Origin of the sequence: Streptomyces sp. NPDC059994, assembly GCF_042737755.1 — a bacterium.
Taxonomy (GTDB): Bacteria; Actinomycetota; Actinomycetes; order Streptomycetales; family Streptomycetaceae; genus Streptomyces.
The window spans coordinates 136,002-155,570 of sequence record NZ_JBHWUR010000004.1; the positions used below are offsets into that span (position 1 = coordinate 136,002).

Sequence of the window (19,569 nt, forward strand, 5' to 3'; positions counted from 1 at the left end):
GGGCACCCCCCCCTACAACGCACCACCCGTTGTGTTAATAATCTTCACCCCCCCCCGCCGCACCCCAAACACACCCCGCCGGTGCAAAGCGCGGCGGGGGGCCGCGGGCGCCCCCCGCGGCCCCCGATCCGCTACGGGATGCACTTGATGTGAACCCCGTACACGTTCCCCCAGAACCCGTAGCGCTGCTCGTAGTTGACGGTCATCCCCGCGCTCAAGGGGATGTTGTGGTTGACCCCGTGCACGCTGATGTCGGTCACGCTTCCGCTGTTCCCCGAGCTCGTCTTCCACACCTCTGAGATGTTTGCCCAGCCGTCACCGACGCCGGCTTAGCAGTAGTCGTGGGTGTGGCTGTACTCATGCAGGGTGTTGTTGCAGCCAACGTTGGCGATTGCACCTGCCGGTGGCTGCCGTACGGCTGCTGTCGGCTGACGCGGTGCGCGCGCTGAGTCTGCTGGGTCTGCTCGGCGCCTACACCCTGCCCGGCTGGGTGGTCGGCCCGCTGCTGGACCGCTCGGACGGCGAGGAAGTGCTGGACACCCTCGTCCACGCCAGCCTGGTTCGGCTGACCGCCACCGATGCCCTCGGCGAGCCGCGCTACCGGCTGCACGACCTGATCAGGACGTGTGCCGTGAAGATCGCCGCCCCGCTGCCGACGGCGGACAAGCGGGACGCGATCACCCGGGTGCTGTCCGTTTGGCTTGAGCTGATCGGGCGCGGCACTGATTGGCTGCCTGGCGGGCTGCTGGCCGCCGCTCCCGGTCTGGCACCGCGCCGGTCGCTGCCCGATGCGGTCGTGGACCGGCTGATGGCCGACCCGGTCGGGTGGTTCGACACAGAGCGCGGCAACCTGCTCGGCGCGGTGAAACTGGCCGTCGACTGGGGCCTGGACGAGTTGGCCTGGGAGCTGGCGGCGGGCGCGGCGACCTACTACGACCACCGGTGTCTCTATCAGGACTGGCAGCATGGGCACCGGCTCGCGTTGGACGCGGCCGAGGCCGCCGGCAACGTGCGCGGCGCATCGGTGCTGCTACGCGGTCTTGGCCAGCTGCATATCTACCAAGACGAGTTCGACCGGGCCACCCGCGCCCTGGAGTCCTCCCTCGGGCTGTGCCAGGACGGTGGGGACAAACACGGCCAGGCGCTTTCGATGGCCATGCTGAGTACGGTCAGCCGCGTACAGGGCCGTGACGACGAAGCCCTCGAACGTGTCGAGCGCGCGCTGGCCATCGCGGCCGGTGAGGGCGACCGGCACATCGAAGCGCGGCTGTCCTGCTCCATGGCCGTGATGAAGCTCATGCAGGGTGAACTCGACGAGGCGGAGTTCTGGTTCGACGCGGCCTTGAGTCAGGCCAGGGCGCTGGGCGACGGGCATCGCGTGGCCGTCGTGCTGCGGCGGTTCAGTCGACTGCACGATCGGCGCGGTAATCCGGACGAGGCGCTGCGCTGCCTGTGGCAGGCGTTGGCCACCTTCGAGGAACTGGCCGACGAGCGGTGCGCCGCGTACACGCTGCTGGAAGTCGGCCGCGTGTACGCCGGTCAACACGACCGGGACCGGGCGAGTCCGGCATTGGAGCGCGCGGCGGGTGTTTTCCAGCGGCACGGTGACCGCCAGGACGAGGCCACGTGCTGGCAGCTGATCGGCGACCTGGACGCCGCCGCGGGCTTCCACCACCTGGCGCACCAGCACCGAGGGCGGGCGCTGCGGCTGTGGCAGATGATCGGCGACATGAACCAGACGAGAGCTCCAGCGCGACCGTCGTCGCCGTGAGGCGGCCACGCCTGTGATCGGATTTGTCTGTCCGATCTGTAGTCACTGCTGTGATGTGGGACCGGATCGAGCCGCTGGTGTCAGCCGATCCGGTCCGTGGCCGGCGATGGACCGGCCACCGCCGCACGCTTGAAGCCAGCGTATGGAAGTGCCGAACCTTGCTCGCCCTGGTGCGATCCGCCCGATGAGCTCGGGTCGTTGGACGACATCGACTGGACGGTCTCGGTCGGCTCCACCGTCTGCCGTTCCGGCTCGGCCCTGCCGCGCCCGACCTCGACCCCACCTATTCCTGGGCCCTCTCCCAACGTGGGCGCGCCCACTGTGCGGTGGGCAGCTATGACCAGGCCGTGGCTGACTTCACTGCCGTGCTCGACCTCGACCCCCAATGACGCCTGGGCCCTCACCTCCTGCGGAGAGTCCCACCGTCACGCCGGCCGCTATGACCAGGCAATCTCCAGCTTCACCGCTGCCCTCGACCTCTACCCCGGTGGGGCCGTTGCCGTACGGGAGTGTGAACGCGGCGTTTACGGCGTCACGGTCTCGTTCCAGGCCCCGGGTGAAGGCGTGCAGGTGGGGCAGACCGGCTGCGCGGACCTTGGTGATCCAGAGTTCGAGCGCGTCGGCATTTGCTGGGTGAGGCTTCAGGCGCTGGGCGAAAGCCCGGGTGAGGCTGGCAAGTTGGGTTGTCTCCGGGCATGCGGCGGTGAGCTTGGCCGGGAGCTCGTGATGCTCGGCCTTGAGGTTGTCGGGTCTGGCGAGCAGCATGCGGGCGAGTCTGCGTGCGGAGATGTGGCTGCGGGGAGAGTGCAGGAGCGAAGGCCTCGCGTGCTGGACAGCCGATTCCGGAAGCCCGAGCAAAACCCCTTGCCTAATGGTCAAGAAGTGTTGACCATTAGGGGCATGCCTACCGATGATCTTCCCGAGACGTTCCACGTCACCACTGACGAGCAGCTACGCGCCGTTTCCAATCTCACGCGTCACCGGATCATGGCCGTGCTCCGCTTCGAGCCCGCGACGATTACGCAGATCGCCGAGCGAGTGGGCCTTGCGAAGGGGAGTTCCAGCTACCACGTACGGCTGCTGGAGCGGGCCGGCCTGGTGAAGGTGGTACGAACGCGGAAGGTCCGGGGGGTCACCGAGCGGTACTACGCAATGGCCGCGCGGGCGATCGTGCTGCCGGATCCGGGCGAGGGAGGGCCGGATGTGCTGATGCGGCATGCGGTGGCGGACCTGGAGGCAGCGCCGGTGGATGGCGAGCGGCACGTACGGATGGCGCATCTGCGGCTCACCGAGGAGCAGTTCGCGGAGCTGGGCGCGCGGCTGCAGGCACTGGCGGACGAGTACCGGGAGCTGTCCGATCCGTCGCTGCCGGACGCGTCACTCGTCTTCGCGCTGTTCCACCCGACACCGCGCGAGCAGGCCGAAGGGGACGCCAAGTGACCTCAGAAGTCCGGAAGTTGCCGACCGGGTTCGCACGGCTGTGGACCGCGCAGACGGTGTCCTCGCTCGGTGACGGGGTGTCGCATGCCGCCCTGCCGCTGCTCGCGTTGACGTTGACGCGGGACCCGATGGCGCTCGCCGTCGTCACGGCCGCCGGAACGCTGCCGTGGCTGCTCTTCGGGGTGCTCGGCGGTGCGCTGGTGGACCGCTGGGACCGTCGGCGCACGATGTGGGTCGCGGACGCGGCGCGTGCGGTGCTGCTCGCGATACCGGCGGCAGCGGCCGCGCTCGGCGTGCTGAGCATTCCACTGCTCGCGGCCGTCGCCTTCCTGCTCGGCCTCGGCGGACTCTTCTTCGACACGGCCGCCACGGCCTATCTGCCGGATCTGCTCGGCCGCGACCCCGCGCTCCTGGAGCGTGCCAACTCCCGCCTGCGCGGCACCCAGACCGCGGCGTCCGGCTTCGCGGGGCCGCCTGCGGGCAGTGCCCTGCTCGCGCTCGGTCGGGCGGTTCCGCTGCTCGCCGACGCGGTGTCGTTCGCGCTCTCCGCACTGCTCGTACGGTCGCTGCCCGCCGCACCCCGGCCCGTACCGCAGGCCCGTGAGTCGCTGCTGCGGCAGGCGCGGGCCGGCGCCTCGTACGTATTCCGGGATCGGTTGCTGCTCGGGCTCGCGCTGCGTCCGGCGGTCGGGAACATCGCCTTCCTCGCCGTGGAGACCGTACTCGCCCTCTTCGCGCACGACCGTCTCGGCATCGACACCTTCGGCTTCGGCCTGCTCCTCACGGCGGAGGCCACCGGCGGTCTGCTCGGCGCGGGCATCGCCTCCTTCCTCGGCCGGCGACTCGGCACCGGCACCGCGCTGACCTGCACGGCCGCAGTCGAGGGACTCGCCATCCTGGGCCTTGCCGCCGCCCCGAACCCGTACGCCGCCGGCCTCGCCCTCGCCGTGTGCGGAGCGGGCATGGGCGCCACGATGGTGCTCGGCCCCTCCCTCCGACAGGCGATCGTCCCCGCCCACCTGATGGGCCGGGTCGCCTCCACCTCCCGCATGCTCGCCATGTGCGCCGCCCCGTTCGGCGCCTTCCTCGGCGGCTGGCTGGCCACCACCTACGACGTACGCACCCCGCTCTACACCGCCGCCGGCCTCCTCCTCACCATGACCGCCGTCACGTCGACCATGACCAGCAACCGCCAGGTTGAGGCGGCGCTGCGTGCCGCCGCTCCGGCCGGTGATCCAGATCACCCGGAATCCCGGGACCCCGTTCAGGAGGGTGCCATTTAGGGTTCCGCGAGGTCGTTGAGCCAGTGCTGAGCCCAGCTCGGCGTTGCCCGCCTCGGCCCGGAGCGTCGGGAGAGGCGGGCCACGTCCTCGCCCTTGATGTCGTGGCCCTCGGCGCGGAGCTGGGCGGTGGCGGCATCCAGGTGGCGGGTGTTCCACAGGACGACGGCGTTGAGGACCAGGCCGAGGGCGGTGAGCTGGTCCTCCAGGCCCTCCCCGTACGCCTGGCGATCTGGCCCCGGCCGCCGTGGCAGATCGCACGGGCGAACGCCGCGCCGAGCGGGGTGAGGTGGCCCTCGCGGCCGAACATCCGGATCCGAGCGCTCGTTGAGCCAGGTCCCGGCACCGCGATTGTGGTCCCCCCGGGGTGCTGGCACCGCCTCGTCGTCGACGAGCCGTGCGATCTCGTCGCGGTCATGTCCGGCCCAGCACCAGCCACGAGCCGGCCCCAGACGCTGCGAGTCAACACAGCGAGAGTGTGCTCCTGCGCCACGCCGGATGTGACGTTACGTGATCTTGTGAGCCAGATCCGCGATCGTGCCCCGTCGTGGCGAGGACTGCGACACAGCGGGTGGTCGAGGACCGGCTCTGGGATCTGATCGGGCCGGTCTCCCGCAGAACTTGGCTGCCTGGGCGTTGGCGAGTGCCTGGCCTCCGCTGGTGAGCTCGTCGTCCCGGGCCGCAACACCCCACCCATACCGGCAAAATGGCCCGCACCGAGCCTTCTGCAACACGCTTGAGCGCGGTGTCTGACCGGGCGCCGTTATCCTCGCTTCCGTGGGCGAGATCGTGGTGGTGCGCGAGGGCTCTGGGCCGGAGGTCCTGCTGGTGCATGGCGGTGCCGGCCCGCGGACGACGTGGGGTGCTGTCGCTGCCCTGGCGGAGAGGTGGACGCTGGCATACGTCCATCGCCGCGGCTATCCGCCGAGTCCACCACCGCAGGAGCGTCAGGACTTCGAGGTGGATGCCCTGGACCTGGCGCCGTTGCTTGCCGGCCGCCCGCATGTGGTCGCCCACTCCTACGGCGTCCTCGGGACGTTGATCGCGGCCGCTGCCGCGCCGGGCAGCGTGCGCTCGCTCACGTTGATCGAGCCGCCGCTCAACTACCTTGTCCCTGACGATCCCGAGGTGGCGCGGCTCGACCGCATAGGCGATGCGGTCCTCACTCACGGGATGGACATGGACCCGGCCGAGCTGCGAGAGTTCCTCCATCTCGCGGGCGCGCCCATCGGCGACGGCCCGCTACCCAAGGAGGTGGTCGCCGGGGTTCGGCGGGCGCACGGTGGTAGGCCGACCAGCGAGGCGCGCCCACAGCTCGTCGCGATCCGGGACGCCGGCGTCCCGGTGCTCGTCGCGTCCGGAGACCACGCGGCCGCGTTCGAGAGGATCTGCGACGCACTCGCGGATGCCCTCGGTGGCAAGCGCAGCGTGCATCCGGGCGCCGGTCACTTCGTCGCCGGAGCACCGGGCTTCGCCGGACAGCTTGAGGCCTTCCTGCGCAAGAGTGCCACGTGGCGAGGTTCTTCCAGCGGATGAGTGTGGCGGCGAGGGTGAGGGAGGCGGCGGACAGGTTGGCCGAGCGTTCATAGCAAGCGGGGCCCTGGACAGGGCTGTCAGCGGATGTTGGGAGGATGCGTACGTGAGTTCCAGGGTGTTCCAGCGAACGACGGTCGATGGAGTCGAGACCGCTTACCTCACGTCCGGCGAGGGCGAACCGCTGGTTCTGCTGCACGGGGGTGAGGGGCACCGCGGCCAGTTCGACACCTTCCGGCCATGGTTGGGCGACGGTATCCGCGCGATCAGCTACGACCAGCGCGACACCGGCGATACCCGCAACGGGCCCGAGCCGTACGACCTGGCCCGGCTGGCCGACGACTGCGCCAACCTCGTTCAGGCGCTGGGCCACGAGCGCGTACACGTCCTGGGTGCCTCGTTCGGCGGAATGATCGCCATGCAGCTGGCACTCCGCCACCCGGGACGCATCGCCTCGCTCATCCTGGCCGGGACGACCCCGAGCCTGGCCATGACCGAGAGCGTCACCGACCGCATCGCCACCCTCCAACCCGGCGAGCACACGCAATTCATACTGGACCTGGTGCTCACCCCCGAGGGCCAGGCAGCCGACCCGGAACTCGTGGCCGATCTTAGGCGCGCCCTGCGCAGCCGCCCCGCTGACGCCGACGCGCGCCGCGCGGCAGCGGCGCACGGCCATGACTGCACCGCCCGCCTGGCGGAGATCACTGCTCCCACGCTCGTTCTGCACGGGGCGGACGACTTGGTCATCCGGCCCACGGTCGCCGAGTTCATGGCGGCCCGGATCCCGGGGGCGCGCCTGGAGATCCTGCCGCACACTCGGCACGGCGTCACCTTCGAGGCTCGCCGACACGTGGCAGCACTCGTGCGCGATTTCGTCCTGGGCCATCCCGTCGCATAGGGGCGCGGCACCGTCCACGTCCGACGGTGGCTTTGGCCTGGTCGACGCTCTCAGCTTCGCCCGTACCAGCTACCGGCGCATGGGACCGGCTTCTGTGCTTCAGCACCACACGTGACCGTTCCGACGCGTACCGCGCCGACGTCGATGTCCAGGTTCAGTTCCCGCCGCTGTCGACGTACTTGCGGCATGTTGATGGCCGCCGCTGTTGCCAGGGCGTGGGGCAGCCGGGCCGGAAGCGGCCCGGTCGCCCCTTGCCCTGTGCGGGAGAGGTCACCTGCCCGGTTTCGGCAGCGAGCAGGTGGCCTGGGCTGTCTTGGCCGGGTCGCTCTCCGAGCGGGCGGTGAGGATGACGGCGCCCGTGCGTTCGGCGCCCGGCTTCGCGGTGACGGCGACGTCGACGGGGACGGAGGTGCCGGCGGCCGCGGCGGCGAGGCGGTTGGGGAGCCAGGCCGACCAGCCGCGTTGCGAGGTGGTGGCGGTCAGGCGGTAGATGTCGGAGGACAGGTGCGGCTGGTTGTGCGGGTCGGGCTGCCCGGTGTTGGCGAGGCTGAAGGTGCACACGGCCCGGCCCGTGGCGGGCGCGCTCGTGACGGAGCCCTTGCCGAGGGCGACTGCGCGGGGCTGCGGGCCGACTCCGTCCATGGACTTGATGCCGATGTCGTAGGAGAGTACGCCGGTGGCGTCGCGTCGCACGTTGAGGACGTAGAAGTGCAGCCGGTTGGCCTCGTCGACGTACTCGTACGAGCTGCCGGAGTCCGCTCCCGCGTGGAAGAGCGCGTCGCTGAGCTGCCGGTAGTCGCCCATCGTGATCTTCTGCGGAGTGCCGTCGGGGCGGGTGAAGTCCACCAGGCCGATGTCTTCGGGGTGGGCGTCGACCACCCAGGCGAACGGCGCGCGGTCGGCGTTCTTGGTCTTGCTGAGGAGGACGCCGCTGTCCGGTGTGAAGGAGTCCATGCCCATGCGGTCGACGACCTCGACGGTGTAGTTGTCGTAGCCGCCGCCGTCGCACAGCGGGTCGGTGGCCCGGTCGCAGGCCGGCGACTGGTCGCGGGCCATGGTGATGTTGACGCCGGTGAGCCCTTTCTCTCCGGGCGGGGCGGAGCGGGCGGTGACGCGGGCGACGACGGGGCCGGAGTCCTTGAGGGCGTCGCGGTCCAGGCGCAGGATGTTCCGCTCGTCGACCATGCCGAGTTTGAGCTTGTCGCGCAGGACGTGCTGGGCGCCCATGGAGCCGCCCGCGGTGGCGGGAACCTGCCAGCGGGTGTGCGGCCCGCCGGGGCCGTTGAACGAGCCGCGCGAGAGCATGCCCCAGATGCCGGTGTAGGAGCGGCTGAGTGGTGTCCCGTAGGGGTTGTTGTAGTTGTCGCCGATGCCCAGGATGTGGCTGAGTTCATGGGCGAAGGTGGCCATGCCGGAGCTCTCGGCCTGGGTGGAGGAGCCGTTTGCGGCGTTGGGCCAGATACGGGCGGCCGCCTGCCAGGACGTCCATGGCACATAGCGGGTCCGTGCCGCGTTTTGTCCGGAGGCGATGGGTGACGGGGGTCCCCAGGCGGCCGGCACGTCCTGGGCGGAGGCGAACTTCATCGGCCCGAACTCCTGCCAGGCGGAGGACTCGTCCACTCCGGCGGTGAGGTAGAAGACGAAGTCGAACTCGCCGGCTCTGCCGGCGCCCACGTCGGCGACCCAGGCCCGTTTGCCGTCGGCGCGGATGTCCTTGCCGCAGGTTTCGCCCACGGGGCAGGCTCCGGGGTTCATGCCGGGCTCGATGCCGTACTGGTAGGACTTGCCCGGCATGCGGTAGGCGCCGAAGGCGGTCAGGCCGACGCCGAAGCGGCCGCCGGAATCCTCCATCCAGTACTCGTTGATGGTGTGGCCGTGGTTGAGCGTGCCGGGCTTGTTGAGGAAGTCCTCGTAGAACTTGGGGAGCTGGGCGCGGGGGATGCCGGACGCGCTGGGCAGTGGATTGCCGAACTTGGCGGCGCCGGCGGCCTGGGTGACCGAGAACTCCTCGTCGGAGTAGTCCAGCAGTACGAGAGCGCCTTTGAACTTGCGCCGGGTGGGCTGGCGGTCGGGGTTCGCCCAGTCCGTGCCCGGGACGGAGCGGTATTCGGCCCAGGTCATGTCGTCGGGGTTGCGCCAGTGCTGAGGGTCGACCGGCCGGACCAGGGGCGGGCCCCAAGGCGCGGCATCCGGCGTCGCCCGGGCGGGCCCGGCTGCGACGGCTGCGACGACGCCGAGGAGCAGGGTGACGACACTGAGCCGACGCAGTCGACGTGGTCGTTGCGGGCGTCTGCGGTGCACGAACATGGCTCACCTCTTGCCTGGAGTCATCAGGGTCACGGTGTGCGGTGAATGACAGGGCAGGGAATGGCGCGTTCATGACAAATGATACGAACTGTGGTGGGGTGCGTTCCCGGTGCCACGGTAGAGCCGTGGACAGGCATGACGCCAGAGCGCCTGCGCGACCCCGGCCGGGGTCGCGCCACCGCGGCCGGAACACCACCTGCCGGGCAGACGGTGCTCCGCGAAGCGGTCGCGAGGCCGCGGGCGTGACCGGTCCGGAGCCTGGACGCTGTCGTACGCCGGTGATGTCCTTGAGACGCGCCATCGTCCACGCGGCCGGGGGGATGGAGTGGCAGGCACTGCGCGGCTGGTCGGGCGAGTGCGCGAGGTGGCGATGCTGGACCGGACGGTCCGAATACACGAGGCGCCGGTGTGCAACGCGTAGTGGAGGATGGCCAGTTGCCCCGGTGTGACCGAGAAGGTCTCGTTCACGGGGACGTTGTCGGTCTACGGGAAGGCGCGGTCGTATCGGTACGGTGAGCCGGTGCCGGCCGGGCTCTTACCGGCCAATATCACCTGGCAGTCAAGCTGTCCGACCGCCCGCACCGAGCCCCGCGTCGGGCGCTGCGCACGGCAAAAGCCCTGGTGGCGCGATTACGTTGAGTCCCAGTCGCGGTGCGTCTAGGGTCGGTTGCTTCGGCATGATCGCCGCGCAGCGCCCCAAGAGATGGAGTTGAATGTGGAACCGTCACCGCCTACCCATGCAGCCGACCGAACGGGTAGCACCGTGGGCCTCTTCTGGGTCAGCGGGGAAAGGGTGTACCTGGGCACGCCTCCCGCAACGGGGGAACCGGGTGTGCTGCTCTCCCCAGTGGGCGTGCGGATCACCGGCCCCGCGCCGCAGGCGTGGCGCTGGTCGGCTGTGATGGATCTCCAAGTGACGGAAGCCCCGGTCCGCTCCACGCTCGTGCGGTGGGCGACCCGCGGACTGTCCGTGGCCGCCGCAGCCCTCGACGCGTGGGTTCCCGGCAGCCCGGCCGAGATGACAGTCGCCATCACCACGACACAGGGGGACCGTATCGAGTCCCCGGTGTTCTCCGGCGCCGCGACCGCCTATACCCAGCGAGAAGTCGATCTGTCTTTGGGGCTGCTCGCCCGTTTCACGCGCGGCGAGTCCTCGCCTGCCGCCCTGACGAACTGGTGGAACGACGCCCAGCCTGGTGAAGTCCTGCGATCCCGTGAGCGCGAGGCCGTGCTGGAAGGCTGGCTGGGCATGGCATGACTCCCGCGAACCCAGGTGCAGGCCATCCGGTGCTCCGAGGCAATGGCGGTGCGCAACGCTCCCTCGGCTGCGGCCAGGCCTTCGAGTGTCAGCGTGAGTCGGCCCAGACAGGTGTGGGCCTGGGCACTCACCCCCGCGTTGCCCGCGGCCTCGGCTTGTTCGTGGGCGGCGACCGCGCCCCCCCACCGTGAACGACGACACGTCCGTCCGCCGCCGGTGGATGTACGCGGCGAAGGGCAACAAGGGGTGGTGTACCGCAGCATCAACGTGCAGAAGGCGAAGGTGACTATGAACAACCAGGAGACCGGCGTCAGGCTCGTACCGGTGAGGTAGGGCACCCCCGCAGGGCCAGCCGGCACGCGACGGCCGTCACCGGAGCCGGGCCGGCACGCGGCCCGTGGGCGGGCTTCGCGCCGAGGAAGCCAGTCAGATGCCCGGTTGCCGGGCGCCGATCTTGGTGTGTGGGTGTCGGCGTTCGGGAAGCTCTTGTCCGCAAGGAAGTTGATCTCGTCGAAGCCGGGGGACCGGCCACGCACAGGAAAGGGTGACCGCAAGGGGCACCGAAGGGTTCGCACAGCGGTCTGGTCGCCGCGATCCGAACCGTGTTCGCCTTCAGAGGCGGCGTTCCTGTCCTCCATGAGCTGTTCGGCTGACCCGGGCGGGACCGGGCAGTAGTGCTCCGGACAGGCCCAGTACCGCTGTTTCAGGTGCCTATCCGGCATCGCGAAAGGTGACGTCCAGGCAGTCCGGAGCATGGCCGAGTGGGGGCCGTGCGGGAGTGTCGTCGAGGTTCATCGTTGGCACAGCCTCGGGGGGTTGGACACCAGGCCGGCGTCAGCGCCTTTCGCCTGGCCTTCTGTCAGACCAGACGTACCGGGCTGTGGTTTCCCAGCCGTGGCGGAGAGCGGCACCATGTCCCGGAGCCCGCCGGGGAGGTGGTCTGATCGACCAGCGGCTACTCTGACCGGAATTGGTCAAGGGGGCAGCTGGAATGACATCCGACGGATCGTGGTACGTCCTGATTGAGCAGGACGACGATGTGGGCTACGCCGACGGCCATGACATCTACCGCTGGCAGCTCGCCGCCGAGCACAAGGCGCGGGACAAGGAGCACGCCTGCGCCTGGGCCAGGGAACTCCTTCAGACACACCTTCCCACGCGGCGGTACTACCGCGCGGACAGGCCGCACATACGCAGGATCTACCAGTTGGCCGATCATTCCTGGCTGGTCGCGATCAGGGAGGGCTATCACTCCCAGCACTTCCGCCTCTCCGTGGCCCAACTCGTCGGAACCGGCAAGGTCGCACCGGCACCCGAGCCGCCGCGACCGGAGAAACGGCGACGGCTGTTCGGCTGAGAGCGGCTGTATGTCGCCCGCGTGTCAACGGCACGGCTTCCGTATGGCTCAGGGCCCATTTTCGCTATGCGTCGACTCCGGCTACCGCGGGGCGGGCCCCCAGGGGTTCGGTCGATGAGGTGGGTCAGGATGGCAGCATGACGACCTGGTCCCGCGCGGTGCCCTGTACGTCGGCACCAGGCAGATCTCCAGGCCGCGCTGACCAATCTCCCGAGCTGCCCGACGAGCTGGTGCCGTCTCGCAAGCCGCGAGGCGGCACCAGCGTTTCAGCTTGACGGTTGAGAGTGGTGGCGAGTTCCTGTTCCGGGGCTGCCTTGCTGTGCGGGAGGCGGATCTCCCCGACGCGGTCGCCGCCTGCCATGTCCGAGCCGGGCTTCCACCACCACAGCGACAGGAGGCGAGCATCGCGGCGGGGGTCGGTGGGCGCCTCGTAAAGGGCCATGAAGCGGGCGGTCATCGGGCGGCCCTGCGGTGGCGGGTGAGGGCGGCGGCGCCAACCTGTTCCGCGGACAGGCATTCCAACTCCGCCTGAGGGCTGCCGGCGGGGAAGAGCCGGTCGCCCGTGCCGAGGACGGTGGGGAAGGTCAGCAGCCGGTACTCGTCGATCAGGTCCTCGGCCATGAGCTGATGCACGAGGCTGAGGCTCCCGGTGATGACCACGTCGCGTGCTTCGCGCTTGACGGCGTCGAGGACGTCCTCTGTGAGGACCCGCGAGTTTGCCCACGCCGCGGTGTCGGCGTCGGTGAGCGTGCGGGAGGCGACCAGCTTCGGGACGGCGTTCATGCGCTGGGCGAACGGGTCGTGGCGTCCGGGCCACAGCCGCGAGAAGAGCTGCCAGGTCGCGCGCCCGAGCAGCAGGACCCCGTCGTCCAGAGTGCGGCCGAGTCGGAACTTGTGTCTCCGGCGACGGCTTCAGGGCCGTACCGGAACGCCCAGCCGCCCAGCAGCGTGCCGGCAGAGCCGTCGGGGTCGGACACGATCCCGTCCAGGGTGATGAACTCGATGACGGTGACGCTCACGGTGAATCCTTTCGGTCAGGTGCTCACCGGTACATACCGGCGGCACCTGCTGGACTCATCGTTCCTGCGGGAAATCGTCGACGAAAATCTGCTGCGGGAGCCCGAAGGCGTCGAAGACGCGCGGGTCGGCGAAGACGACGTTGTACGTGACCTGGCCGCCGGTGACGGTGAGCACCTGGAGGGTGTGCAGCCGGTGCCCGCCGCCGGGCTCCGGCGCGTACGCTGCGAGCATCGGCTGCCCGTTCGCCGTGAGCTCCCGCATGACCCAGCCGGTTCCGCGCGTCCGGAAGACGCGGGCCAGGAACAGGCCGTAGTCGCTTCTGCCCCGGTACCACAGCGGGACCGGCGGCATCTCCAGGACCGCGTCGTCGGCCAGCAGCCGCACCAGTGCGGGCACGTCGGCGGCCTCGAACGCCCGCACGTACCGCTGGACCACCGCGCGCACCTCGGGATCGTGCGGCTCGCACACCGTATCGAGATCACCCACACCCGCGAGGGCGGCACGTGCGCGTTGCAACGCGCTGTTGACCGCCGCGACCGTGGTCCCCAGCTGCCCGGCGACCTCGGCCGCGGTGAACTCCAGCACTTCCCGCAGCACGAGCACGGCGCGCTGCCGCGCCGGAATGGACTGCACCGCCGCCACCCAGGCAAGGCGCAGGTCGGCCCAAGCCTGCACGTCGAACCGCGCGTCGGGAAACGGCTCCATCCAGGGGACGTCGAGCGCCGGCGCCAGCGGCGCCTCCGGATCGTCGCTCGGCGCGCCCAGCCCGGAGGGCAGCGGGCGCCGACCGCGCCCTTCCAGCGCGGTCAGGCACGCGCTGGTCGCGATCCGGTACAGCCACGTCCGCACCGACGCGCGCGCCGGGTCATACCGCTCCCGGGCCTTCCAGGCACGCAGCAACGTCTCCTGAACCAGGTCCTCGGCCTCGTGGAACGAACCCAGCATCCGATAGCAGAACGCCAGCAGCTCACCCCGGTACAGCTCGAAATCCACGGGCTCATCATGCCGCACGCCGCTCTCGGCCTGCCCGCAAGCACGCTTCGGCAGAACCTGACGGCCCTGTCCTCGTATCGCCGCGGCGAGCGGACATGTACCGCTGAGCAACTGCACGGGGCCGCGGTCGCGCTGCTGAAGGGACGCGAAGCCAGCGTGTGCCGTCGCGACGGCCTCCGGGTGCGCCGGGGTCTTCTCGTGCTCGGCGAGGGCCAGTACATGCTGGCGACGGACGGGTCCTGTCCCTCGCGCTTGCCGGTGGTTCGCGCCCCTGACGCCAGCTCAGTTCAGCACGCTGAACTTGATGGAGAAGGAGTCGGTGGCCAGGCGGCGTTGGACGTCCAGGCACACGCGCCAGTTGTCGGGGCAGCGGCGGCGAAGGTGGACTGCCGGAGCCTGGGGGACCGGTGAGGCCGGGTTCTCCCGCGAAGTCCGCCCTGGTGCCTGCGCGACGAACACCTCATCGAGCACGTCCGCCGCATCCATGACGCTTCCGGTGGAACCCACGGAGCCCAGCGCATCCACCGCCAGCTGCAACGTGAGGGCATTACGGCGGCCCGGTGCACCGTCGAGTGCCTCATCAGGGACGACGGCCTGGACGGCGTGATCCGCAGCCAACGGCGCCGCACCACGATCCCCGAACCGTCCGCGCCCAGGCCGCCCGACTTGGCCAGCCGGTGTTGCACCGCGAGTCGGCCGAACCAGCTGCGGGTCGCCGACCTCACATATATCCGCACCTGGTCGGGCTGGGCAGACGTCGCCTTCGCCCTGGACGTGTACGCGCGGATGACCGTCGGATGGCAGCTCGCCACCCACATGCGCCCCCCGCTGGACGTACTGGAGATGGCCCTGTGGCGGCGAGGCATCAAGAAGGGCGCGGGTCTGGTTCACCACAGCGACCGCGGTTCGCTGTCGCGGCAGAGTATGCGGCGGCCCAGGGCGGGGCGATGGCGCGGTAAGGGAGCGCGTGACACTCGGCGGCCCCGCGCGAAACGCTGTGCTGTCCGAAGCACCTTCAGGGTTGCAGTCCGGAGACCCGCTACGACGGTCCGGCGATCGTGCTGACCCGTCTGGCAGTTGGTCCGGCTCGCGCCAGGATGCCAGCGTCCCGGCGGGCCGACCACGACGTACCCGGCGATGGACGGTATCCGTGTCGGCAGGGCGTCCAAGGAGGCCTTCGCCCGGCGCCGCAGGGAGCGGGACGCCGCAGTGGCCGTCGAGGTCCAGCAGCTGTCGCGCGAGAAGTGCGGCGCCACCGATGGCGAGCAGTGCAGCACGGCCAAAGGGCTGGCCCGCCGACAGGCCGCACGATTGTGCCGTCGGACAACCACACGCCGCGGCCGCGGCCCGGGCTCGCCTTCGTGAACGAGAACTCGCACAGTCTCGACGAGGGCGACCACGGTCAGTCCCGGGTCGAGCACACGTCTGATCGCGGTGGCCCGGGCCGGCGACAGCTTCTAGGATCTGCGGCATGGCAACACGACTTGTGCAGATCAATATGAAGGCCCAGGACGACTCCGTGCTCGGCCGGTTCTGGGCGGAGGCACTCGGCTGGGGTATCGACAGCGAGGGACCCGGAGTGACCAACCTCGAACCCGTGGGCTTCGCCTACCCCGACCCCGTGGCCGTCTGCATCGACATCATCGCCCGCCAGGAACCCAAAACGGTCAAGAACCGGGTGCACCTTGATCTGGCCACCACCTCGACCGCCCATCAGGCGGAGTTGGTCGCACGCCTGAAGGATCTCGGCGCGACGCTCGCCGACGTGGGTCAGGGCGACGTCCCCTGGACGGTCATGGCCGACCCGGAGGGCAACGAGTTCTGCGTCCTGGAGCCCCGCCCGATCTACCAGGACACCGGGCCGATCGCCGCGGTGGTGGTCGACTGCACCGACCCACGAGAGATGGCCCGGTTCTGGGGCGAGGCGATGGACTGGACGCTGCACGAGGTCACCGACGACCACGCGACCATGCGCTCCGCCAAGGGCGTCGGCCCCTACCTGGAATTCCTCCGCACCCCCGACACCAAGAGCGTGTGGAACCGCGTCCACCTCGACGTCTGCCCCTACCCCGGTGACGACCTGGCAGCAGAGGAAGCCCGACTACGCGCCCTGGGAGCCACCGACCCCGGCATCGACCAGTCCGCCATCTCCTGGACGGTTCTGGCCGACCCGGAAGGCAGCGAATTCTGCCTCCTCACCCCTCGCTGACCCTGAGCAAAGGCTCCGGCCGGTTTCGGGTCAGCGGCGCAGACCACGTGGCGTCAGCGCATGCCGCCGGAGACGGGGACGGTGTCCCCGGGTGATCCAGCGCGCGTCATTGGACACCAGGAAGGCCACGAGCGGGCCGTAGCCGTCGGTGCCCGTACGGCCCCGCCGCCTACGGCGGCGCCACCCGCTGGCCCTCGGCCACCATGGACAGTCCGCCCCGCCCCCGGAACGGGTTGTCCATCGGCCGGCCGCCCCTGTGACGCCCGGCCAGGCCAGGCATGGCTGTGGAGAGCCATCGAGCATGTGTGGGGCAACTCCCGATCAGGGGTGGCCGCATCCAAGGCTCTGGCCGCTATTCCGTGACGCTGCGGACGCATGCCGTCAGCTCTCCCAGGGACCAGTGGCCGAGGCCTGTCTCATCGTCGGATACGAGGGTGATCCCCTCGATCTCCTCTTCGACGACGCCCCACTTCTGATCGGCCGACCACCAAGCCCGCACTGGTCGCCGAGCCGGCCGGCCTTCCCCGGGCCCGGCTCGCAGCCAGCTGGTCAGCGGCGAGCGGTCACAGCCCAGTGAGATCGGTCAAACGTTGCCCGGCAGGCGGAGTACCTCGACTACGGGCGCCAGATCCGCACCGGGATGGCGCACAGCAAAGACCACCCACGCGGTGATGCCGCCGGCCCTGGCGGCGCGGATGGTGACCACCTCCTTCGCGATCCTCACCGAGGTCTGTGCTGCGCCGGCCTCTCGCGGAAAAGCTTGAGTGATTCTCAGTCGAGGCCGGTGACGGGGGTGTCCTGCCCCAGGCCCCGACGGATCGCGATCTCCACGGGCGAGTACGCGCCGTCGGCCCGCTCCAGTTCGTACGGCGCGGCCGGCATCAGAGGCGGTTGCGCCATGAAGCGCGGTCGCACGCCATGGTGCGGTTGCGCAGCGTGCACCAGGAACGGATGACACAGGAAGACGTCGCCCGGAGACCCGGTGGCGAGGGCGAGTGGCCGGTGGTCGGACGCCGCCACCAGATCGGGCGCAAGAGCCAGCCCGCTCGCTCCGTCTTCCCCGTACTGCTCCAGCACCTTCGGCACGTCGAGGTGTGAGCCGACCCGGATCCGGGTCGGGGCGTCCTGCTCACCGACCTCGCTGAACAGGAACAGCATCAGCAACGCCCGGCCCCGGGAGCGCAGGTTGGTGAAGTACCAGCTCTCGCCGTCCGGCAGGTAGCTCCCCTCGATGTGCCACCCGGCGTCGTCCGGCTCCTCCTCGTGCGGGAAGCGCAGCGGGAACGTACCCAGCGAGTAGCGTGGCTCCCAGCGTCCCGCGCCGACGAGCAGGTCGTACGCGCGGTGCAGGGCGGGGGAGTTGGGTGCGGCGGCGAACGGGCCCTGCGCCATTCCGGGCACCCAGTGCACGGGCTGCGTCCACGTTGCTGCATTGTCTGGGGCGCAGCCCGTCTCTCGCCACAGCAGCCGTGCGCAGTCCGCTGCCACGCGTGGCGCGACGGCGCCCTTCAGCATCACGAAGCCGTCGCGCAGGAAGCGGGATACCAAGGTCGTGTCATCCATGCCCTTATCATGCGGCGGCACTGGTTCCGGGCACCCGACATTTTCCGCACCACCATTGTCGGGTGATCACCGAGCCGCTTCCGGCTCCTCCGCCCGACCGGAAGCAATCGCCCCGCAGGCCCAGGACCACGGGGCTGACGACGGACTCGGCGAGCACGAGGTTCAACGTTCGCCGTCGCCTGCCACTGGCCTTCAGGCGCTGACGGGCTCGGGCCGCACCCGCGCGGCTGTCATGCCCGACGCCACATCGACGCTTGGCGGAGAGCGGAGTGGCATCCTGTGGTTCGGGCTCGTACGGGGCCCACACGGTCAGCTGCTCATGGACCAGTTCGGCGACCGCTGATGCGGCACAGGATCTTCTGGTGGCCGCTGCCCAGCCTGGACAAGCCATGGACCGTCGGCGATCGTGACCCTGCCAACCCGCAGACCTCAGCAGTTGCACGGCCCCATACGTTCGCCGGACCGGCAAGACAGATCCGGCCGTACTCGCTCCACGAGCGAGCCGTGTCGCTGGTGAATACGACCCTGACGACATCCGCATCGATCGGGTGGAAGCAGATCTGCGAGAGGAGATGGGCACGGCGGGTGTCGAGGTGCTGCTCGCCCGCGACCCGGAGGGCCGGGTGGCGGGCGTGGTGTCTCTGCTGCACGAGCACCCCAAGGACGGATATCCATGGATCGGTCTGCTCATCGTGCACGGAGATCAGCAGCGACGCGGGACGGGCCGCCTCTTGGCGTACCTGATCGAGAACCGCTTCCGGAAGCAGGGCAGGAACGCCGTCCGTCTCGCGGTTCTGGAGAACAATCCGACGGCTTCGGCCTTCTGGCGCTCGCTCGGCCGGCAGGAGATCGACCGCCGCCTCGACGTCCAGCACGCCCGGCCCTGCATCGTGATGCACAAGCAACTGACCTGACCGGATAGATGGCGAGTCCCGGGCCCCGGGTCGCCGAGGCGGCCGCAACCCGCGATGAACCGGCGATGCCGGCACGTGGACGCACAGCGGTGACGGCCGGGCGAACACCCACGGTCCCGGCGGAGACTACTCCGTACCACGGTCGGGCCTCAGCCGCCGAACCGGTCGTCGAGGTCGGTGTGGAGGTCGGCACCGACGAGTTGGGAGAACTCCGTGTAACTGTGTTGCGGGGGACCACCGGCGGGCGTGCCCGCGGCCCGGAGGTGGGAGAGGGCGTCAGCGACGGCCCGCGTGGCGGTGAACAGAGCCGTCACGGCGTAGAAGGCCAGGGAGAAGCCGAGTTCCTGGAGGTCCGTGGCGGTCAGTCGGGTGGTCTCGTTGCCGTCGACGACGGACACCACTTTCGGGCCCTCGACCGCCGCGGCCACCGCCTCCAGTTCGCTGATCTTCTTGATGCCGTCCACGAAGACCAGGTCAGCACCCGCGTCCTGATAGAGGCGGGCGCGCCGGACCGCTTCGTTGATTCCCTGCGCGGGAAGGGCGTCAGTGCGGCCGATGACCAGCATGTCCGCCGACCCACGTGCCTCCAGCGCGCACCTCAGACGCTTGACGCTGCTTTCCGCGTCGAGCAGCCGCACGCCGCTCGTCTGGCCGCACCGTTTGGGCATGGCCTGGTCTTCGAGGTGGATCGCCGCCGCACCGGCGGAGAGGAATTCGTGCACGGTACGGTCGATGTTGCTGGGGCCGCCGTAGCCGGTGTCGGCATCCGCGATCACCGGGATCGCTACCGCACGGGTCATGTTGCGTGCGTGCTCGGTCATCTCCGTTTGGCTGAGCAGCCCGATGTCCGGCATTCCCAGTCGGCTGGCGGTCGCGCCGAAACCCGTCATATACACCGCGGGGAAGCCGGCCGCCTCCACGAGCCGAGCAGTGATCGAGTCGGGCGCTCCCGGGGCCAGAACGATCTCCCGGCCCTCCAACAAGGTCTTCAAGGTCGTGCCACCAGTCAACAGAACCCCTCCA

General features: G+C 69.9%; 19 protein-coding genes and 3 pseudogenes. 12 read left to right on the forward strand and 10 right to left on the reverse strand.

The window, feature by feature from the left end; all coding sequences use genetic code 11:
• Positions 1-131: 131 nt before the first annotated feature.
• Positions 132-260, reverse strand: coding sequence for a hypothetical protein (locus ACFWA7_RS03860; protein ID WP_385533713.1), 129 nt, complete (start codon positions 258-260; stop codon positions 132-134).
• Positions 261-391: 131 nt separating this feature from the next.
• Between ACFWA7_RS03860 and ACFWA7_RS03865 the strand changes: the two genes are divergently transcribed.
• Positions 392-1,771, forward strand: a complete 1,380-nt coding sequence (locus ACFWA7_RS03865; RefSeq protein ID WP_385820696.1) for a tetratricopeptide repeat protein — start codon at positions 392-394, stop codon at positions 1,769-1,771.
• 23 nt (positions 1,772-1,794) lie between these two features.
• A pseudogene (locus ACFWA7_RS03870) lies at positions 1,795-2,020 on the forward strand (IS5/IS1182 family transposase); the annotation flags it as partial.
• Between the two features lie 237 nt (positions 2,021-2,257).
• Here ACFWA7_RS03870 and ACFWA7_RS03875 read toward each other — a convergent pair.
• Positions 2,258-2,569, reverse strand: a pseudogene (locus tag ACFWA7_RS03875) (transposase); the annotation flags it as partial.
• A gap of 102 nt (positions 2,570-2,671) precedes the next feature.
• On the opposite strand from ACFWA7_RS03875, the gene ACFWA7_RS03880 reads away from it, so the two are divergent.
• Both ACFWA7_RS03880 and ACFWA7_RS03885 read left to right on the forward strand, forming a co-directional pair.
• Entirely contained in the window at positions 2,672-3,211 is a 540-nt protein-coding gene (locus tag ACFWA7_RS03880) for a winged helix-turn-helix domain-containing protein (RefSeq protein WP_327318749.1), read from the forward strand.
• The gene (locus ACFWA7_RS03885) at positions 3,208-4,494 is read left to right on the forward strand and encodes an MFS transporter (protein WP_385533723.1); all 1,287 of its coding nucleotides are present in this window, start codon (positions 3,208-3,210) and stop codon (positions 4,492-4,494) included. The genes ACFWA7_RS03880 and ACFWA7_RS03885 overlap by 4 nt, the downstream gene beginning before the upstream one ends.
• 68 nt (positions 4,495-4,562) lie before the next feature.
• On the opposite strand, the pseudogene ACFWA7_RS03890 reads toward ACFWA7_RS03885, so the two are convergent.
• Positions 4,563-4,756 (reverse strand): annotated as a pseudogene (locus ACFWA7_RS03890) (Tn3 family transposase); the annotation flags it as partial.
• Between the two features lie 512 nt (positions 4,757-5,268).
• On the opposite strand from ACFWA7_RS03890, the gene ACFWA7_RS03895 reads away from it, so the two are divergent.
• Both ACFWA7_RS03895 and ACFWA7_RS03900 read left to right on the forward strand, forming a co-directional pair.
• The gene (locus ACFWA7_RS03895; RefSeq protein ID WP_385820698.1) at positions 5,269-6,027 is read left to right on the forward strand and encodes an alpha/beta fold hydrolase; all 759 of its coding nucleotides are present in this window, start codon (positions 5,269-5,271) and stop codon (positions 6,025-6,027) included.
• A gap of 103 nt (positions 6,028-6,130) precedes the next feature.
• Positions 6,131-6,925, forward strand: coding sequence for an alpha/beta fold hydrolase (locus tag ACFWA7_RS03900; RefSeq protein ID WP_385820700.1), 795 nt, complete (start codon positions 6,131-6,133; stop codon positions 6,923-6,925).
• Positions 6,926-7,195: 270 nt separating this feature from the next.
• Here the strand turns inward: ACFWA7_RS03900 and ACFWA7_RS03905 are convergent, their stop codons facing one another.
• On the reverse strand, positions 7,196-9,226 hold the full coding sequence (locus tag ACFWA7_RS03905; protein ID WP_385820702.1) for a M6 family metalloprotease domain-containing protein: 2,031 nt from the start codon (positions 9,224-9,226) through the stop codon (positions 7,196-7,198).
• An 838-nt stretch (positions 9,227-10,064) separates the two neighbouring features.
• On the opposite strand from ACFWA7_RS03905, the gene ACFWA7_RS03910 reads away from it, so the two are divergent.
• Both ACFWA7_RS03910 and ACFWA7_RS03915 read left to right on the forward strand, forming a co-directional pair.
• The gene (locus ACFWA7_RS03910; protein ID WP_385533737.1) at positions 10,065-10,490 is read left to right on the forward strand and encodes a hypothetical protein; all 426 of its coding nucleotides are present in this window, start codon (positions 10,065-10,067) and stop codon (positions 10,488-10,490) included.
• 991 nt (positions 10,491-11,481) lie between these two features.
• Complete coding sequence (locus ACFWA7_RS03915) at positions 11,482-11,847, forward strand: hypothetical protein (protein WP_385820704.1); 366 nt, start codon at positions 11,482-11,484, stop codon at positions 11,845-11,847.
• 124 nt (positions 11,848-11,971) lie between these two features.
• Here ACFWA7_RS03915 and ACFWA7_RS03920 read toward each other — a convergent pair whose 3' ends face one another.
• From ACFWA7_RS03920 to ACFWA7_RS03935, 4 genes are read right to left on the reverse strand one after another with little or no spacing between them, the layout of a single operon-like run.
• Positions 11,972-12,304: a hypothetical protein gene (locus ACFWA7_RS03920; RefSeq protein ID WP_385820706.1), complete on the reverse strand. Its 333-nt coding sequence runs from the start codon at positions 12,302-12,304 to the stop codon at positions 11,972-11,974.
• Positions 12,301-12,720 (reverse strand): dihydrofolate reductase family protein, encoded by a 420-nt coding sequence (locus ACFWA7_RS03925; protein WP_385820768.1) that lies wholly within the window; start codon positions 12,718-12,720, stop codon positions 12,301-12,303. The genes ACFWA7_RS03920 and ACFWA7_RS03925 overlap by 4 nt, the downstream gene beginning before the upstream one ends.
• A complete protein-coding gene (locus tag ACFWA7_RS03930; RefSeq protein WP_385820708.1) occupies positions 12,627-12,866 on the reverse strand; it encodes a hypothetical protein in 240 nt (79 codons plus the stop codon). Before ACFWA7_RS03930 ends, ACFWA7_RS03925 begins: the two co-directional genes overlap by 94 nt.
• Positions 12,867-12,921: 55 nt before the next feature.
• Positions 12,922-13,878: an RNA polymerase subunit sigma-70 gene (locus tag ACFWA7_RS03935; protein ID WP_385820710.1), complete on the reverse strand. Its 957-nt coding sequence runs from the start codon at positions 13,876-13,878 to the stop codon at positions 12,922-12,924.
• Positions 13,879-14,340: 462 nt separating this feature from the next.
• Here ACFWA7_RS03935 and ACFWA7_RS03940 point away from each other — a divergent pair, with 462 nt between their 5' ends.
• From ACFWA7_RS03940 to ACFWA7_RS03950, 3 genes are all read left to right on the forward strand, one after another.
• Positions 14,341-14,925, forward strand: coding sequence for a DDE-type integrase/transposase/recombinase (locus tag ACFWA7_RS03940; RefSeq protein ID WP_385820770.1), 585 nt, complete (start codon positions 14,341-14,343; stop codon positions 14,923-14,925).
• Between the two features lie 72 nt (positions 14,926-14,997).
• Positions 14,998-15,225, forward strand: coding sequence for a hypothetical protein (locus ACFWA7_RS03945; protein WP_385820713.1), 228 nt, complete (start codon positions 14,998-15,000; stop codon positions 15,223-15,225).
• 106 nt (positions 15,226-15,331) lie between these two features.
• A complete protein-coding gene (locus ACFWA7_RS03950) occupies positions 15,332-16,069 on the forward strand; it encodes a VOC family protein (protein WP_385533757.1) in 738 nt (245 codons plus the stop codon).
• A 771-nt stretch (positions 16,070-16,840) separates the two neighbouring features.
• Here ACFWA7_RS03950 and ACFWA7_RS03955 read toward each other — a convergent pair.
• Entirely contained in the window at positions 16,841-17,632 is a 792-nt protein-coding gene (locus tag ACFWA7_RS03955) for a phytanoyl-CoA dioxygenase family protein (protein ID WP_385533760.1), read from the reverse strand.
• Positions 17,633-18,180: 548 nt separating this feature from the next.
• Here ACFWA7_RS03955 and ACFWA7_RS03960 point away from each other — a divergent pair.
• Positions 18,181-18,546, forward strand: coding sequence for a GNAT family N-acetyltransferase (locus ACFWA7_RS03960; RefSeq protein ID WP_385533763.1), 366 nt, complete (start codon positions 18,181-18,183; stop codon positions 18,544-18,546).
• 149 nt (positions 18,547-18,695) lie between these two features.
• Here ACFWA7_RS03960 and ACFWA7_RS03965 read toward each other — a convergent pair whose 3' ends face one another.
• The gene (locus ACFWA7_RS03965; protein ID WP_385533766.1) at positions 18,696-19,538 is read right to left on the reverse strand and encodes an oxaloacetate decarboxylase; all 843 of its coding nucleotides are present in this window, start codon (positions 19,536-19,538) and stop codon (positions 18,696-18,698) included.
• Positions 19,539-19,569 lie beyond the last annotated feature (31 nt).